Source organism: Mesorhizobium sp. M0136 (assembly GCF_040322515.1).
In the GTDB taxonomy this organism is placed as follows: Bacteria; Pseudomonadota; Alphaproteobacteria; order Rhizobiales; family Rhizobiaceae; genus Mesorhizobium.
In genome coordinates this window covers 204268-220644 of sequence record NZ_JAMYTP010000010.1, presented here as the reverse complement: position 1 = coordinate 220644, position 16377 = coordinate 204268, and the positions used below count along the sequence as shown (strand labels likewise).

The following is a 16377-nucleotide window of genomic DNA, read 5'->3' as shown; positions in this document are numbered from 1 at the left end:
AGTCCCCATCAGCCATCGCATCAAGAAATGCGCCTGGAACGACGACTATCTCATCAATGCCATCACTCATATGCGATAGCCCTGCCCTCGAGGGGGAGATTCGCCGAAGGCGACGGAGAGGGTCGGTCGAGGCAGGCTGCGGTTGATCGTTGCTGAAAAGCGCGATCGAACGACGGTGGCGCGCTGCCTCGGCCGACCCCACCCGCCTCGCTGTGCGAGGCACCCTCCCCTCGAGGGGGAGGGAGGCGCCGCGCCCTTTGACGGCAATTGCAAGACCTGATCCGCGGGGACCGAACGCATGGCCGCAGCACCGAAAAGACCGTTCCGTTGGCATATCGGCGTTTTCCTGGCGCCGGCGTTGCTGGTCTATACGGCGATCATGATCCTGCCTCTGGCCGGCACGCTGCAGCTTTCCTTGTTCCGCAACATCAATCAGTCGCAGGTCTTCGTCGGACTGGAAAATTTCCGCATGCTGTTCGGTGACCCCAACTGGTCGGTCAACTTCTGGAACGCGCTCAGGAACAATGTCTGGTTCTTCATCATCCATATGCTGGTGCAGAACCCGATCGGCGTCCTTTTGGCCGCACTTCTGTCCAGCCCCAGGCTGCGGTTTTCCGCCTTCTACCGCACGGCGATCTTCGTGCCGACGATCCTGTCCTTCGTCATTGTCGGCTTCGCCTGGAAGCTGATCCTGTCGCCGCTATGGGGCGTGGCGCCGCATATGATGGACCTTGTCGGCCTGAAAAGCCTGTTCACGCCCTGGCTCGGCAAGGCGCAATATGCGCTGACCGCGCTCAGCCTGATCTCGGTGTGGCAATTCGTCGGCATCCCGATGATGCTGATCTATGCGGCACTGCTGTCCATTCCCGAAGAGGTGATCGAAGCGGCCGAATGCGACGGCATCACCGGGATGGCGCAGTTCTGGAAGATCAAGCTGCCGCTCATCCTGCCGTCGATCGGCATCATCTCGATCCTGACCTTCGTCGGCAATTTCAACGCTTTCGACCTGGTCTACACCGCGCAAGGCGCGCTGGCCGGGCCGAACTATTCTACGGATATTCTCGGCACCTTCCTCTACCGCGCCTTCTTCGGTTTCCAGCTGCAGGTCGGCGATCCCAACATGGGCGCGGCGATCGCCACGATGATGTTCCTGATCATCCTCGGCGGCGTCTGCGTCTACCTGTTCCTCGTGCAGACGCGCCTGCGTCGCTACCAGTTCTGAGGCGCGACATGAGCACGGCAACCCGCTCGCTGCCCCGCACCATTGGCGCCCACGCGATCCTGTTGACCTACACCGCCATCGCGCTGTTTCCGGTCATCCTCGTCATCATGAATTCGTTCAAGTCGCGCGCAGGGATTTTCGGCGCGCCGCTGACGCCGCCGACGCCAGGGACCTTCGACCTGATCGGCTACGCCACGGTGATCGGCCAGGGCGACTTCATCCACTATTTCCAGAACAGCCTTGTCGTCACCGTCGCCTCGCTGTTCTTCGTGCTTCTGTTCGGCGCCATGGCTGCGTTCGCGCTGTCGGAATACCGCTTCCGCGGCAATTCGCTGATGGGGCTCTATCTGGCGCTCGGCATCATGATCCCGATCCGCCTCGGCACCGTCGCCATCCTGCAGCTGATGGTGGCGAGCGGGCTGGTCAACACGCTGACGGCGCTGATCCTGGTCTACACGGCGCAGGGCCTGCCGCTTGCCGTCTTCATCCTGTCGGAATTCATGAAGCAGGTCTCGGACGATCTGAAGAATGCGGGCAGGATCGACGGCCTGTCCGAATACACCATCTTTTTCCGGCTGGTGCTGCCGCTGGTGCGCCCATCGATGGCGACGGTCGCGGTCTTCACCATGATCCCGATCTGGAACGATCTGTGGTTCCCGCTGATCCTGGCGCCGTCGGAGGAGACCAAGACAGTGACGCTCGGCGCCCAGCTGTTCCTCGGCCAGTTCGTCACCAACTGGAACGCCATTCTGGCGGCACTGTCGCTGGCGATCATGCCGGTGCTGATTCTCTACGTCATCTTCTCGCGGCAGCTGATCCGCGGCATCACTTCGGGAGCGGTCAAGTGAGTTCGCAACAACCTCTTCGCGTCGTCGTCGCTGGTCTCGGCAATATGGGCCGCAGCCATGCGCTGGCCTATCACACCAATCCGGGCTTCGAGATCGCGGCACTGGTCAACCGTTCGGATGTGCCGCTGCCCGAAGGACTTTCGACCTACGGCATCCGGCGTTCCTTCGATCAGGCGCTGCTCGACGAAAGACCCGATGTCGCCTGCATCGCCACCTATTCCGACAGCCATGCCGACTATGCGGTGAGGGCGTTCGAGGCCGGCTGCCATGTCTTCGTCGAAAAGCCGTTGGCAACCACTGTCGCCGATGCAGAGCGCGTGGTCGCGGCAGCCAAGGCCAACGGCAAAAAACTGGTGATCGGCTACATCCTGCGCCACCATCCGTCCTGGATCCGGCTGATCACCGAGGCGCGTAAGCTCGGCGGCCCTTACGTGTTCCGAATGAACCTCAACCAGCAATCCTCCGGCCATAGCTGGGAGACGCACAAGCAGTTGATGCAGACGACGTCGCCGATCGTCGACTGCGGCGTGCATTATCTCGACGTGATGCTGCAGATCACCGACGCCAGGCCGGTCGAGGTGCGCGGTATGGGGCTGAGGCTGACCGACGAGATTGCGCCCACGATGTATAATTACGGCCACCTGCAGGTGCTGTTCGACGATGGTTCGGTCGGCTGGTATGAGGCCGGCTGGGGGCCGATGATCTCGGAGACGGCCTTCTTCGTGAAGGACGTGATCTCGCCCAATGGCTGCGTGTCGATCGTCATGAAGGAGGGCGTCAGGTCCGACGACATCGACACCCACACCAAGACCTCGACCATCCGCCTGCACAGTGCGGCGACCGGCGCGGACGGCAAGTTCGCCAAACCGGACGAGATGCTGTCGATGGAGGGCGAGCCTGGCCATCAGGATCTTTGCGACCTGGAACAGGCGTTTGTGCTGAAGGCGGTTCGCGAGGATCTCGACTTGACCCGTCACATGGACGACGCGGTGAAGTCGCTCGCCGTCTGCCTTGCCGCCGACGAGAGCGTGCGCAGCGGCCTCGCCGTGAAACTCTAGAACAGGGACGAAGCCGTGGGCTCGCTGAACATCGAGAATGTCAAAAAGGCCTTCGGGCCGGTAGAGGTGCTGAAGGGCATCAACCTCGAGGTGACGGATGGCGAGTTCGTCGTCTTCGTCGGTCCATCCGGCTGTGGAAAGTCGACGCTGCTCAGGGTCATTGCCGGGCTGGAGGACTCGACCTCGGGCCGCGTGGTGATCGACGGGGCGGACGTCTCCGCCACGCCGCCCGCCAAACGCGGCATCGCCATGGTGTTCCAAACCTATGCGCTCTATCCGCATCTGACGGTGAAGAACAACATGGGCCTCGGCCTCAAGCAGGCGGGCACACCGGCGGCCGAGATCGACCGCCGCATCGGCATCGCCTCGTCGATGCTGTCGCTGGAGCCCTACCTCGAGAGGCGGCCGGCCGAGCTTTCCGGTGGTCAGCGCCAGCGCGTCGCCATCGGCCGCGCCGTGGTGCGCGAGCCCAAGCTTTTTCTGTTCGACGAGCCGCTGTCCAACCTCGATGCCGCGCTGCGCGTCAACACCAGGCTGGAGATTGCGCAATTGCATCGCCGGCTGAAGGCCACGATGATCTATGTCACCCACGACCAGGTCGAGGCGATGACACTGGCCGACAAGATCGTCGTGCTGAACGCGGGAAAGATCGAGCAGATCGGCGGACCGATGGAGCTTTACAATTCGCCGGCAAATGAATTCGTCGCCGGCTTCATCGGCTCACCGAAGATGAACTTCGTCGACGGGGCCAGGCTTGGCGAGACGGCCAAGACCATCGGTGTCCGTCCCGAGCACCTGACCGTCGATGCGAAATCCGGTGCCTGGAAAGGCACGGTTGTCCATGCCGAGCATCTTGGCGCCGACACCAATCTCTATCTCGACTGCGAGAAGGCTGGCCTGATCACCGTGCGCATTTTTGGCGTCTATAACGCCGAGCCTGGCGCCACGCTGTACGCGACGCCGGATCCGGCGAAGACGTACCGGTTTGGGACCGATGGGAGGGTGCTGAAGTAGCCCTCTTTTCCTTCTCCCACAAGGAGAGAAGGGAGGGTGCGCTACACGTCAGCCCTGAACGTCTGCTTCTGGATGCCCAGCCCTTCGATGCCGAGCTCGACGACGTCGCCGGGCTTCAGGAACACCGGCGGCTTCATGCCGAGGCCGACGCCGGGCGGCGTGCCGGTCGAGATGATGTCGCCGGGGTGCAGCGACATGAACTGGCTGAGATAGGACACGAGATAAGCGACGCCGAAGACCATGGTCTTGGTCGAGCCGTTTTGCATCGTCTTGCCGTTGACCGTCAGCCACATCGGAATGTTCTGCGGGTCCTTGACCTCGTCCTTGGTCACCAGCCACGGACCGATCGGCCCGAACGTGTCGCAGCTCTTGCCCTTGGTCCACTGGCCCTGGCGCTCAGCCTGGAAGGCGCGCTCGGAGACGTCATGCGCGACGCAATAGCCGGCGACATAATCCAGCGCCTCGGCCTCGGTGACATACTTCGCTTTTCTGCCGATGACCACGCCGAGCTCGACCTCCCAGTCGGTCTTGACCGAGCCGCGCGGGATCAGCACGTCGTCATTCGGCCCGACAATAGCCGAGCTTGCCTTCATGAAGATGATCGGTTCCGGCGGCACGGTAGCGCCGGTTTCGGCGGCGTGGTCGGAATAGTTGAGACCGATGCAGATGAATTTGCCGGTGCCGGCGACGCAGGCGCCGATCCGCGGCTTGCCGGAAACCGCCGGCAGCGATTTCGGATCGAGCTTCGACAATGTCTCGAGCGATGCCGGGTCAAGCGCCTTGCCGGCAATGTCGGTGACATAGGCGGAGAGGTCGCGGATCGTTCCATCGGCATCGAGCAGGCCGGGGCGTTCGTTCCCCGCCTCGCCATAGCGCAGCAGTTTCATGCAGTTTTCTCCCAGTTGCGACCAGAGGCCGTTTGCAAACTCGCTCCGCTGCGGCGAATGGCGTGGGTTTCGAGAACCGGAGCGGAGCGTACTTAAGTACGTGAGCACCGGAAGCGCAGAAAGCCGCGTCAGGCGCCCGGCGGAGTAGGGTTTTCAAATGGCCTCTTAGATCGACCAGCCACCGTCGATATTATAAGCCTGCCCCGACGTATAGGTAGCGCCGGCCAGATAGACGGCGAGATCGGCGATTTCCTCGGGCGTGCCGAGGCGGCCCATCGGCTGGCGGGCGATGAAGGCGGCGCGAGCTGCTTCGTAGTCGCCCTGCGCATGCATGCGATCCTGCAGTGACGGGCTTTCGACCGTGCCCGGACAGATCGCATTGCAGCGTATGCCCTTGCCGACATAGTCGGCGGCGACCGATTTGGTCAGGCCGATGACGGCTGCCTTGGTCAGCCCGTAAACGAAGCGGTTCGGCACGCCCTTGGTCGAACTGGCCAGCGACGCCATGTTGATGATCGAGCCGTCGCCGCGCTCCAGCATGCCGGGCAGCACGGCGCGGATGGTGCGGATCATCGAGCGGACATTGAGATCATAGGCGAAGTCGAGATCGCCGTCCTTCATCTCGAGGATCGAGCCGGAATGGACGAAGCCGGCGCAATTGAACAGCACGTCGACGGCGCCGATCTCGGCAAAAGCGGCATTCACCGCCTCGTCGTTCAGCACGTCGAGCTTGCGGGTCTTGATACCGGGCGTCTTGCCGAGATCGGCGAGCACCACCTCGTTGATGTCGGTGGCATGGACGACGGCGCCGGCCTTGGCGAACGCCAGCGCACTTGCCCGGCCGATGCCTTGCGCCGCCGCCGTGACGACAACGACCTTGCCAGTCAGATCCGCCATGCTTTTCTCCTCGCCCGTCTGTGATCGTTCGGCTTTTTACCGGCACAAGGCCGGGGCGCAATGTGCCAGGCGGGCACTACCATCCCGCCTGTTTCGATATTCGCCTGCCGGCCAAATGTTTTTTCTCGGTAAAGAACATCTGTTGGCCCGTCAAGCCCGGACGTCCCCTCCGGGACACTCAGTCGCCGTAGGGCACCCAGACGTTCTTGACCTCGATCGCACGGCGCAGCAAGGCATCGCCGGCTGCTTCGCTCGATGCCCAGTCGAGGCTGTGGCCGTTGCCGGTCCAGACACGCTTGAGATTGCCGATGGACTCGGCCTCCGCCTTGGCACAGGTCTCGGCATCGGCGAACATCCAGAGCCCGTCGACATCGTCGTGCTTGGCCAGCACGCCGGCCAGCTCGGCGCTACGGCCGGTGACGATGTTGATGGCGCCCGCCGGAACGTCGGAATATCCGATGACCTGGTAGAGGTCGGTGGCAAGCAGCGGGTATTTTTCGGACGGCACGGCGACCACGGTGTTTCCCATGGCGAGCGCCGGTGCCATCAGCGAGATCAGGCCAAGCAGAGGCGCATTGTCCGGTGCGATGATGCCGACGACGCCGACTGGCTCGTGCAGCGCCAGCGTGACGGCGCGGGCCGGCGGCTGGTGGACGCGGGCCTCGAATTTGTCGGCCAGGCCGGCGTAGAGGAACAGGCGCTCGATCGACAGCTCGACCTCTTCGCGCGCCGCCTTGGCGGTCGCGCCGGTGAGCTGGGTCAAACGGGCGGCAAACTCGTCGGCGCGGCCGGAAAGATTTTCGGCCACGTAGTAGAGTACCTGGCTGCGGTTGTAGGCGGTCGCCTCCGGCCAGGCCTTGCAGGCGCGCGCGGCCGCGACGGCGTCGCGGATATCCTTGCGGTTGCCGAGACCGACCTCGCCGGCAAGCTTGCCCTTGGCGCTGGCGATGGCCAAGGAATAATTGCCGTCCGGCCGGACCTGCTTGCCGCCGATGAACAGCTTTGCCGTGCGGTCGATGGCGCCACCTTCCGCCTGCTCGACAGGTTGGGCAGAAGACGTTGCCGGTTTGATGATCGGGCCAAGCGGCAGTTTTGCCGAGAGATATTCGAACATGCCCTCGCGCCCGCCTTCGCGGCCAAAGCCGCTCTCGCGATAGCCGCCGAAACCGCAGGAGGCGTCGAACATATTGGTGCCGTTGACCCAGACGACGCCGGCCTTCAATTGCGGCGCGACGTGCAGGGCAAGATTGATGTTCTCGCTCCACACCGAAGCGGCCAGGCCATAGCGTGTGTTGTTGGCGAGCTCGATCGCTTCCTCGGTGTTGCGGAAGGTCATAGTGGCGAGCACCGGCCCGAACACCTCTTCCTGGGCCAGAATGTTAGCCGGCGAAACACCGGTCGCCAGAGTTGGCAGATGATAATAGCCCGCGGCGGGCAGTGCCGAGTCCGGCTGCCAGCAGATCGCACCCTGCTTGGCGCCCTCGGTGATCAGGCCCTTGACGCGATCGAGCTGAGTCAAATCGACCAGCGGGCCGATATCGGTGTTCTTGTCGAGCGGACTGCCGACGCGCAGCCGGCTCATCCGCGTCTTGACCTTGGCGATGAAGGCGTCGGCGATGCCTTCCTGCACCAGAAGACGCGAGCCGGCACAGCACACCTGGCCCTGGTTGAACCAGATACCGTCGACCAGACCCTCGACGGCGCTGTCGAGGTCGGCATCCTCGAAAACGACGAATGCCGACTTGCCGCCAAGCTCCAGCGAAAGTTTCTTGCCCGAGCCGGCAGTGGCCTTGCGGATGATCTTGCCGACCTCGGACGAACCGGTGAAGGCAATTTTCTGGACGCCGGGATGGTTGACGATGGCCGCGCCCGCCTCCGGGCCGCCCTGGACGATGTTGACGACGCCCTTCGGCACGCCGGCGCGTGCGCAGATCTCGGCAAAGAGGATCGCGGTGAGCGGCGTGAATTCCGCGGGTTTGAGCACCACGGTGCAGCCCGCGGCGAGCGCCGGCGCGATCTTCCAGGCGAGCATCAAGAGCGGGAAGTTCCACGGGATGATCTGGCCGACGACGCCGACGCCCTTGTGGCCGGGAAAATCCCGGTCCAGCGCCTGCGCCCAGCCGGCATGATGGATAAAATGGCGGATCGCCAGCGGCACGTCGATGTCGCGGCTTTCGCGGATCGGCTTGCCATTGTCGATCGATTCCAGCACCGCGAACAGCCGTTGGTGGCGCTGCATGGCGCGGCCGATGGCATAGAGCACTTTGGCTCGGCTGTAGCCGGTGCTGGCGCTCCATTTCGGGAGCGCTTTTGTGGCGGCCGACACCGCCGCGTCGATATCGGCGGCACCAGCGTTCGACACCTTGGCCAGCAGCTTTCCCGAGGACGGATCGCTGGTGTCGAAGGTTTTGCCTCCGCTGGCTCCCTTCCAGTCGCCGCCGATGAACAGCGCCTTGCCGAAATCCCGCGCGGCCAGCCAGGCATCGGCCTCGTTGCGGGCTTCCGGCGCCAGCCCGTAATCCATGGCGTGATAGCGTTCGAGAATATTCATGAAGCGCTCCGAATCACGCCATCGCGTGGCGATGATTGGCCGAGTAGTGGCCGGTCAGATGATGCTCGAGCTGGCGCTCGATATCGGTCAAAAGGCTCGATGCACCGAAGCGGAACAGCTCCGGCTCCAGCCACGGCCGGCCCAGTTCTTCCTTCATCAGCACCAGCCAATCGAGCGAGGCTTTTGCCGTGGAAATGCCACCGGCCGGCTTGAAGCCGATGAGATAGCCGGTTTCCTCGAAATAGGCGCGGATCGCGCGCACCATGGCAAGGCCGACCGGCAGCGTCGCGTTGACACTTTCCTTGCCGGTCGAGGTTTTGATGAAATCTGCACCCGCCATCATCGCCACCATCGAGGCGAGCATGACGTTGCGCAGCGTGGCGAGGTCGCCGGTACCGAGGATCACCTTCAGATGCGCCTCGCCGCAAGCGGCGCGCATCGAGACGATCTCGTTATAGAGCTCCTGCCATTTCGCCCCGAATACCAAACCGCGCGGGATGACGACGTCGATCTCGTCGGCGCCGTCGCGGACCGATGCTTCGATCTCTTGCAGGCGCGTCGAAAGCGGTGCAAGTCCATGCGGGAAGGCGGTCGAAACGGCGGCGACATGGACGCCGCTGCCGCGCAGCGCTTCGACGGCGGTGGCGACGAAGGGTTGATAGACGCAGACCGCCGCCGGGCGGATCTTTTCACCAGTAATGCCGAGCCCTTCGACGATGTCGCGACGGAACGGGTTGACCGCCTTGGCACAGAGCCGGCGCACGCGCTCTTCCGTGTCATTCGAGTTCAGCGTCGTCAGGTCCATGCAGGCGACGGCGCGCAGCAGCCAGGCCGCCTGGTTATCGGCCTTGATCGAGCGTCTTTTGGTCAGGCTGGCGACGCGGCGTTCCAGCGCCGAGCGGTTGACGCTGCGCATCGATTCCATGAAGCCGAGATCGAGCCTCATGCCGGGATTGCGGGCAATGCCATGGGCTTGCGGCATCGGCGCATTGGCGGCGGCGCGCGCCGGCAGCGGCGTGATCTTGGACGTGCCGAGATCGGTTTCGCGGATTGTGCTGCTCATCTCCTGCCCCTTGTTCAGCGAGTTATGCCGAAGATAGACCGTGAAGCAGCGCTTCACGAGTCCTTCAAGCGGTCATAGCGGAAAAAGACGGTCGAGGCAGCCGACTTTTGACCGTATGGTCAAAATCAGGGTCGCAAACCAGTAAACTCTGAACTGCCGCGTCTCAGCCGACGAAGGCGCGCTCGACGACGAAGCTTGCCGGATGATGCAGCGAGCCTTCCTGGAAGCCGTGGCTTTCAGCCAGCTCCTTGACGTCCTTGAGCATATGCATCGAGCCGCAGATCATGATGCGGTCGGTCTCGGGATTGAGCCTGTCGATGCCGAGATCGGTGTAGAATTTGCCCGAGCCGATCAGCGCGGTGATACGGCCCATGCGCTCGGAGGTCTCGCGCGTCGTCGAATTATACAGCGTGACGCGGCCGCCGGTCAGCTCGCCGATCAGCGGATCGTTCTCCAGTGCGGCCACCAGTTCCTGGCCGTAGGTCAGCTCGGCATTGTCGCGGCAGGTATGGGTCAGGATAACCTGCTCGAACTTCTCATAGGTATCGGGATCGCGCAGCAGGCTGGCGAAGGGAGCAATGCCGGTGCCGGTCGAGATCATGAACAGGCGCTTGGCCGGGGTCAGCGCGTCGACCACCAGCGTACCCGTCGACTTCTGCCGCATGATGACGGTATCGCCGATCTGGATCTTCTGCAGCTCCGAGGTAAGCGGCCCGTCCGGCACCTTGATCGAGAAGAATTCCAGCTCGTCGTCCCAGGACGGGCTGGCGATCGAATAGGCGCGGAACACTGGCTTCTCGGCATTGGGCAGGCCGATCATGACGAACTCGCCGGAGCGGAAGCGCAGCGACTGCGGCCGGGTGATGCGGAACGAAAACAGCCGGTCGGTATAGTGCTTCACCGAGACCACGGTTTCGGCATAGACATTGGCCGGTATCGGAAACTGCAGCGGCCGCGCGCCGGCGGTGTTGAACGCGGATGTGGTGTTCATCAAACCTAACCTTCTGGGCCAGCTCAGCGCCCGCGCCAAATCTTCACCTGCGCGCCCGAACCTGTCAGGTTCCAGCGTGCCGTTTGCACACTCCTAAGCGGTAAGCTCTTGTGTCCGGAATTTATTAGTATACAAACGATATTTGCGTCAAGACGCCGCCGTAAAACAGCTTTCCAAACTGAGGCATGTAAGCAGTTCGGGCATTTCGGGTTTCGACAATGGAACAGAATTTTTCGACGCAAGCGCTGGATTCGACTGGCAGCGTCGTCGCCGGCATCGATGTCGGCGGAACTTTTACCGACCTCCTTCTGATCGATGGCCGTGACGGTGGCCGGGTGCACATCGCCAAGACCCCGACGACAGTCGACAACCAGGCGTTCGGCGTCGTTTCGGCACTTGGCGCCACCGGATTTCCGGTCGACGGCATCGACCTCATCGTGCACGGCACGACGACGACCACCAACGCGGTCCTGGAGCGCCGGCTGGCCAAGACCGGCATGATCACCACGCGCGGCTTTCGCGACGTCATCGAGCTTGGCCGGCGGACACGGCCGCAGGCCTATGGCATGACGGGCACCTTCGTCCCGATCATTCCGCGCAATCTGCGGCTCGAAGTGTCGGAGCGGGTCGAGGCCTCGGGCGCGGTGCGCATCCCGCTCGACGAGGCCGAAATGCGGACAGCGGTTTCACAACTGATCGCAGCCGGCTGCGAATCCCTGGTCATCCATTTCCTGCATTCCTATGCCAACCCGGCGCATGAGCGGCGCGCCGCCGAGATAGCGGCCGAGCTTTGGCCGAACGGCTACATCACGACAGGCCACGCCCTGCTTTCGGAAGCGCGCGAATTCGAACGCGGCGTGACCGCTTCGGTCAACGCTTCGGTGCAACCGATCCTCGAACGCTATGTCGAGCGGCTGCGCAAGGAGCTGGCGTCAAAAGGCTACGCCCGCGACTTCCTGATCATGAACGGCAATGGCGGCATGATCTCGGCCCGCTTTGTCACACGTGAGTCGGCCAAGACCGTCATGTCCGGCCCCGCTTCCGGCGTCATTGCTGCCGCCTATACCGGCAAACGCGCCGGCTTCGAAAACCTGGTCACCTACGACATGGGCGGCACCTCGACCGACGTGGCGCTGATTCGCAACGCCGAGCCGGCAGTGTCGAACGAGATCGAGATCGAATATGCGATGCCGATCCACGTGCCGATGGTGGCGGTCCATACGGTCGGCGCCGGCGGCGGCTCGATCGCCCGCGTCGATGCGGCCGGCCTGATCCAGATCGGCCCGGAAAGCGCCGGCGCCAATCCCGGGCCAATCTGCTACGGACGCGGCGGCTCGGAGCCGACCATCACCGACGCCAATCTGGTGCTCGGCAGGCTGGCGCCGAAGAAGCTGCTCGCGGTGGAAAACCCGGTCACCGTCGAGCAGGTCACCGGCATATTCGAGGACAGGATCGGCCGCGCCACAGGCCTGTCCGGCGTCGAGGCGGCGGGTGCGGTGCTGCGGCTCGGCAACGTGAAGATGGCCGGCGCCATCCGCATGGTCTCGGTGTCGCGCGGCCACGACCCGCGCGATTTCGCGCTGTTCGCCTTCGGCGGCGCCGGTCCGCTGCATGCGACGGCATTGGCGCGCGAACTAGGCCTGCCGAAAGTGCTGGTGCCGGCGCGGCCAGGCATCACCAATGCGCTCGGCTGCGTCGTCGCCGATCTGCGCCATGATTTCGTCAACACGGTCAACCAGCCGGTGGCCAGTCTCGATGAAACCCAACTCCACGAGACATTGGAACGGCACCGAAACGAAGGCGAGGAGCTGATCGGCAAGGAAGCGGTGAAGCCGGAAGCAATCCGTGTCACGCATTCCGCCGACATGCAGTTCGTCGGCCAGACGCATATCATCAACGTGCCGCTGCCGTCGTCTGCGGTGACACGCCAGGTACTGCAGCAACTGTTCGAGAGTGCCTATTTCGCCCGCTTCAAGGTCGAGCTACCGGAAATCCGCGCCAATCTGGTCAACCTCAACACGTCGGTCACCGGGGTGCGGCCGACGATCGATCTGTCCCGGCTGATCGACCCGGCTGGGCGCGCCAAAACGCTCGAAGGGGCGCGGCGCGAGATCCGGCCGGTCTGGTACGGCGGGCGCTGGTACGATACGCCGGTCTACAGCAGGGAAAAGCTGCCGCTCGACGCAGTCATCATGGGGCCGGCGATCCTCGAACAGATGGACGCCACTACCGTGCTAGAGCCCGGCGACCGGGCGCGGTCGGATGCCGACGGCAACATCATCATCGATATCGGCGAGGCCTGAGATGGCGCAGCTTGACACTATTACGCTTTCGGTCCTCCAGGCGGCCCTGCAGCAGGTCTGCGACGAAATGGACCTGACGTTTTCGCGCGCCGCGTTCTCGCCTGTTATCGCCGAGGCCAATGACCGTTCGGATGGCATCTATTCGGCGCTCGATGGTTCGCTGATCGCGCAAGGCAGCCAGGGCCTGCCGGTGTTCGTCGGCGTCATGCAGTATTCGACCAAAACGGTGATCGAGATGATCGCCGACGGACGCTGCCTGCCACCCGAGCCGGGCGATATCTACATCGTCAACGATCCCTATCTCGGCGGCACCCATCTGATGGATGTGCGCTTCGCCATGCCGGTCTACCGGGACGGGAAGATCTTCTGCTGGCTGTCGAACACCGGCCATTGGCCCGACATTGGCGGTTCGGTGCCGGGCGGCTTCTCCGCCTCGGCAACGGCGGTCGAGCAGGAAGGCTTGCGGTTGCCGCCGGTGAAACTGTTCAAGAAGGGCGTGCTCGACCCGGAGATCTACGCCATCATCTGCTCCAACATCCGTGTCGCCGACCAGCGCATCGGCGATATCCGCGCGCAGGCGGCGGCACTGCTGATCGGCCAGGACAGGCTCAACGGAATCTTGGATCGTTACGGTGACGAAACAGTTGTCGAAGCGATCGCCGAATTGCGGCGCCGCGCCGCTGAACAGATGCGCGTCAACATATCGGCCATTCCCGACGGGATCTATCGCTCGCAGGCCTTCGTCGATTCAGACGGCGTGGTAAACGAGCCGCTGATCATCGCGCTGGCAATCGAGAAAAAAGGCGACACGCTCAGCTTCGACTTCTCGGGCTCATCAAAACCCTGCGCCGGGCCGATGAACAGCGTTCTGGCGACGACCTTGTCCTCGGTCTATCTCGCCATGCGCCATATTTTCCCGGATGTGCCGATCAGCGCCGGCGCCTTCGAACCGCTGATTGTCAAGCGGCCGGAAGGCACCTTCCTCGACGCCAAATATCCGCGCCCTGTGTCGGGCTGCGCCGCCGAGGTTTCGCAGCGCATCGCCGAGGCGGTGTTCGCGGCGATGGTGCAGGCTGTGCCGGACAGGGTGACGGCGGCTCCGGCCGGCTCCAGCGGCAATTTCGCGCTCGGCGGCAACGATCCGGTCCGTGGCCGCGACTATGTCATGTACCAGATCTCGGGCGGCGGCTATGGCGGCAATGCCGGTCACGACGGCCTGACCAATGGCTGCTCGACCATAGGCATCTCCAAGTCGCCGCCGGTCGAAATCATGGAGCAGGCCTTCCCGGTGCTCTACCGCCACTATGCGCTGCACGAAGGCTCCGGTGGCGCCGGCAAGCATCGCGGCGGTTTCGGGCTCGCCTATGAGGTCGAAATCCTGCGCGGCGAGGCCCGCGCCTCCTTCGTCATGGACCATGGCCGGTTCGGCCCGCAAGGCGCGCTCGGCGGCAAGGATGGCGCGGTCAACACGGTGACCGTGTTCCGCGACGGCAAGGAACATGTGCCGCCGCACCTGTCCAAGGAGCAGGACATCGCGTTGAAAGCCGGCGACCGCGTGCGCGTCGGCACGCCGGGCGGCGGCGGCTATGGCGATCCGTTGCAGCGGGACGCCGATCTTGTGGCGAGGGATGTCGCGCTGGGCTATTACACGCCCGCAGAAGCCGCCGAAAGGTTCGGGGTCGCTCTCTCGGCGGATGGATTGGGGATCGACCGGGCAGCCACGGAAAAGAGGCGCGCCGGCTGATGGCGCGACCCCGGATTTCCCTCATTTGCGGCCAACGATCAGGTGCGGTGATCCAGCCTCGCGACCAGCCGGTCGCCGGCCCACTGGATGCCGCTGACCAGGACGATCAGGACGATGACCACGGCGATCATGACTGACGTTTCGAAGCGCTGGTAACCGTAGCGGATGGCGAGGTCGCCGAGCCCGCCGGCGCCGATGGCGCCGGCCATCGCCGAGGCGCCGATCAGCGTCACCAGCGTCACCGTGAAGCCGGCGACGATGCCGGGCAGCGCTTCGGGCACCAGCACCCCGCGAATGATCGTCCAGCGGTTGCCGCCCATGGCGCGCGCCGCTTCGATCAGCCCGTGGTCGACCTCACGCAGCGACACTTCGGCGATCCGGGCATAGTAGGGCGTCGCCGCGATCGACAGCGGAACGATCGCTGCCCAGGTGCCGATCGAGGTGCCGACGATCAGCCGCGTCACCGGGATCAGCGCAACCAGCAGGATGATGAAAGGCACAGAGCGGAAGCCGTTGATGACAGCGCCAAGCGCGCGGTTCACCCACAGGTTTTCGGCGATGCCGCCGCGGTCGGTGGCGACCAGCGCCAGGCCGAGCGGCAGCCCGAAAACCAGCGAGACGAGGCCGGAGGCGGCCGTCATCAGGATCGTTTCCCAGATCGAACGGACGAGAAGCTCAAACAGAACCGGCGACATGGCCAAGCACCTCCACCCGCGCTTGGCGGGCTTTCAAGAACGCGATCACCTCTGCCAGGTGAGCTTCATTGCTGCCGGCGACCGCCACGAACAGTGTCCCGACAGGCTGCTGCTGGACGTGATCGATGCCGCCATGCACGAGGCGGAACGAGCCGGGAACTGCCAGGCAAGATCGGACAAAAGCGGGCTTCGCGCGGCCTCACCGGCCACGTCGAGCCTGAGGATCGCCTCCACGCCGGCGTTCTGCGTTAGCCGGCTTGCGATCTCCGCCGGCAATTGCGGCCGGATGCCGCCGAGCAGGCTCTGCGTGATCGCCGACTTGGGGTCCGCAAAAACCGACCAGACCGGGCCTTGCTCGACGATCCGCCCAGCGTCGATCACCGCGACACGATCGGCGATCGAACGGATCACCTCCATCTCGTGCGTGATGAGCAGGATGGTCAGGCCGAGCTGCCGGTTGATGTCTCTGAGCAAGGCAAGGATGGAGCGCGTCGTCTCCGGGTCCAACGCCGAGGTCGCTTCATCCGACAGCAGCAGCGCCGGGCGCCCCGCAAGCGCCCGGGCAATGCCGACGCGCTGCTTCTGCCCGCCCGACAGCGACGCAGGATAGGCTTTCGCCTTCTCCGACAGGCCGACAAGCTCGAGCAGCTCGGCGGCGCGCGCCAGGCGCTCGGCCCTGGGCCGGCCTTCGATCTTGAGCGGCAGCGCTACATTGTCTTCGACCGTCTTGGCGGACAGCAGGTTGAAATGCTGGAAGATCATGCCGATGCGCCGGCGCAGCGGCTGCAATTCGCGCTCGCCGAGCCGGCTGATGTCGCGGCCTTCGATGAAGACCTGTCCTGAATCCGGCCGCTCCAGGCCGTTCAGGCAGCGTATCAGCGTCGACTTACCGGCGCCGCTGCGGCCGATGATGCCGAGGATCTCGCCCTGGCGCACGCTGAGCGACACGCCGTCCAGCGCCGCTGTCGCGCCGAAGCGGCGCTTCAGCTCGATGAGGCGCACGACATCGTTCGGTCCCGCGGAGCGGCCGCCGACGGGATGCGTGACTTCGGTGACCGAGGCGAAATGCTGGTTCATAAAAGTTCCTGTATTGGTGTCCCGCAA

At 64.0% G+C, this 16377-nt stretch carries 12 protein-coding genes and 1 pseudogene; 6 read left to right on the top strand and 7 right to left on the bottom strand.

Translation table 11 applies throughout. The features are described 5' to 3' along the window. The first annotated feature begins 298 nt into the window (after nt 1-298). From NKJ35_RS15030 to NKJ35_RS15015, 4 genes are read left to right on the top strand one after another with little or no spacing between them, the layout of a single operon-like run. Nucleotides 299-1222: a carbohydrate ABC transporter permease gene (locus NKJ35_RS15030; RefSeq protein WP_352647999.1), complete on the top strand. Its 924-nt coding sequence runs from the start codon at nt 299-301 to the stop codon at nt 1220-1222. A gap of 8 nt (nt 1223-1230) precedes the next feature. After that, nucleotides 1231-2070 carry a carbohydrate ABC transporter permease gene (locus NKJ35_RS15025; RefSeq protein ID WP_254815738.1) on the top strand — a complete coding sequence of 280 codons (840 nt, stop codon included), beginning with the start codon at nt 1231-1233 and terminating at the stop codon, nt 2068-2070. Further along, nucleotides 2067-3128 (top strand): Gfo/Idh/MocA family protein, encoded by a 1062-nt coding sequence (locus NKJ35_RS15020; RefSeq protein ID WP_352647997.1) that lies wholly within the window; start codon nt 2067-2069, stop codon nt 3126-3128. Before NKJ35_RS15025 ends, NKJ35_RS15020 begins: the two co-directional genes overlap by 4 nt. Nucleotides 3129-3143: 15 nt before the next feature. Continuing rightward, nucleotides 3144-4142 carry an ABC transporter ATP-binding protein gene (locus NKJ35_RS15015; protein ID WP_352647995.1) on the top strand — a complete coding sequence of 333 codons (999 nt, stop codon included), beginning with the start codon at nt 3144-3146 and terminating at the stop codon, nt 4140-4142. A 41-nt stretch (nt 4143-4183) separates the two neighbouring features. Here NKJ35_RS15015 and NKJ35_RS15010 read toward each other — a convergent pair whose 3' ends face one another. The 5 genes from NKJ35_RS15010 to NKJ35_RS14990 form a co-directional block, all read right to left on the bottom strand. Continuing rightward, nucleotides 4184-5029, bottom strand: a complete 846-nt coding sequence (locus NKJ35_RS15010) for a fumarylacetoacetate hydrolase family protein (RefSeq protein ID WP_352647993.1) — start codon at nt 5027-5029, stop codon at nt 4184-4186. Nucleotides 5030-5194: 165 nt separating this feature from the next. Then, on the bottom strand, nt 5195-5926 hold the full coding sequence (locus NKJ35_RS15005) for an SDR family oxidoreductase (protein WP_352647991.1): 732 nt from the start codon (nt 5924-5926) through the stop codon (nt 5195-5197). Between the two features lie 178 nt (nt 5927-6104). Next, nucleotides 6105-8477, bottom strand: a complete 2373-nt coding sequence (locus tag NKJ35_RS15000; RefSeq protein WP_352647989.1) for an aldehyde dehydrogenase family protein — start codon at nt 8475-8477, stop codon at nt 6105-6107. Between the two features lie 13 nt (nt 8478-8490). Then, nucleotides 8491-9540 (bottom strand): deoxyribose-phosphate aldolase, encoded by a 1050-nt coding sequence (deoC, locus tag NKJ35_RS14995; RefSeq protein WP_352647987.1) that lies wholly within the window; start codon nt 9538-9540, stop codon nt 8491-8493. A 163-nt stretch (nt 9541-9703) separates the two neighbouring features. Continuing rightward, complete coding sequence (locus NKJ35_RS14990) at nt 9704-10531, bottom strand: ferredoxin--NADP reductase (RefSeq protein WP_352647986.1); 828 nt, start codon at nt 10529-10531, stop codon at nt 9704-9706. Nucleotides 10532-10749: 218 nt separating this feature from the next. Between NKJ35_RS14990 and NKJ35_RS14985 the strand changes: the two genes are divergently transcribed. After that, on the top strand, nt 10750-12834 hold the full coding sequence (locus NKJ35_RS14985) for a hydantoinase/oxoprolinase family protein (protein WP_352647985.1): 2085 nt from the start codon (nt 10750-10752) through the stop codon (nt 12832-12834). A gap of 1 nt (nt 12835) precedes the next feature. Next, a complete protein-coding gene (locus tag NKJ35_RS14980; RefSeq protein ID WP_352647984.1) occupies nt 12836-14578 on the top strand; it encodes a hydantoinase B/oxoprolinase family protein in 1743 nt (580 codons plus the stop codon). A gap of 38 nt (nt 14579-14616) precedes the next feature. On the opposite strand, the gene NKJ35_RS14975 is transcribed toward NKJ35_RS14980, so the two are convergent. Both NKJ35_RS14975 and NKJ35_RS14970 read right to left on the bottom strand, forming a co-directional pair. Next, nucleotides 14617-15273, bottom strand: a complete 657-nt coding sequence (locus NKJ35_RS14975) for a methionine ABC transporter permease (protein WP_352647983.1) — start codon at nt 15271-15273, stop codon at nt 14617-14619. Continuing rightward, nucleotides 15254-16350 (bottom strand): annotated as a pseudogene (locus NKJ35_RS14970) (methionine ABC transporter ATP-binding protein). Before NKJ35_RS14970 ends, NKJ35_RS14975 begins: the two are co-directional and overlap by 20 nt. Nucleotides 16351-16377 lie beyond the last annotated feature (27 nt).

Bases quoted from the DNA above. Each gene is read 5' to 3' on its own strand.
- NKJ35_RS15025 (WP_254815738.1), top strand. From the start codon at position 1,231: ATGAGCACGGCAACCCGCTCGCTGCCCCGCACCATTGGCGCCCACGCG.
- deoC (WP_352647987.1), bottom strand. From the start codon at position 9,540: ATGAGCAGCACAATCCGCGAAACCGATCTCGGCACGTCCAAGATCACG.
- NKJ35_RS15010 (WP_352647993.1), bottom strand. From the start codon at position 5,029: ATGAAACTGCTGCGCTATGGCGAGGCGGGGAACGAACGCCCCGGCCTG.
- NKJ35_RS15000 (WP_352647989.1), bottom strand. From the start codon at position 8,477: ATGAATATTCTCGAACGCTATCACGCCATGGATTACGGGCTGGCGCCG.
- NKJ35_RS15005 (WP_352647991.1), bottom strand. From the start codon at position 5,926: ATGGCGGATCTGACTGGCAAGGTCGTTGTCGTCACGGCGGCGGCGCAA.
- NKJ35_RS14980 (WP_352647984.1), top strand. From the start codon at position 12,836: ATGGCGCAGCTTGACACTATTACGCTTTCGGTCCTCCAGGCGGCCCTG.
- NKJ35_RS14990 (WP_352647986.1), bottom strand. From the start codon at position 10,531: ATGAACACCACATCCGCGTTCAACACCGCCGGCGCGCGGCCGCTGCAG.
- NKJ35_RS14975 (WP_352647983.1), bottom strand. From the start codon at position 15,273: ATGTCGCCGGTTCTGTTTGAGCTTCTCGTCCGTTCGATCTGGGAAACG.
- NKJ35_RS14985 (WP_352647985.1), top strand. From the start codon at position 10,750: ATGGAACAGAATTTTTCGACGCAAGCGCTGGATTCGACTGGCAGCGTC.
- NKJ35_RS15030 (WP_352647999.1), top strand. From the start codon at position 299: ATGGCCGCAGCACCGAAAAGACCGTTCCGTTGGCATATCGGCGTTTTC.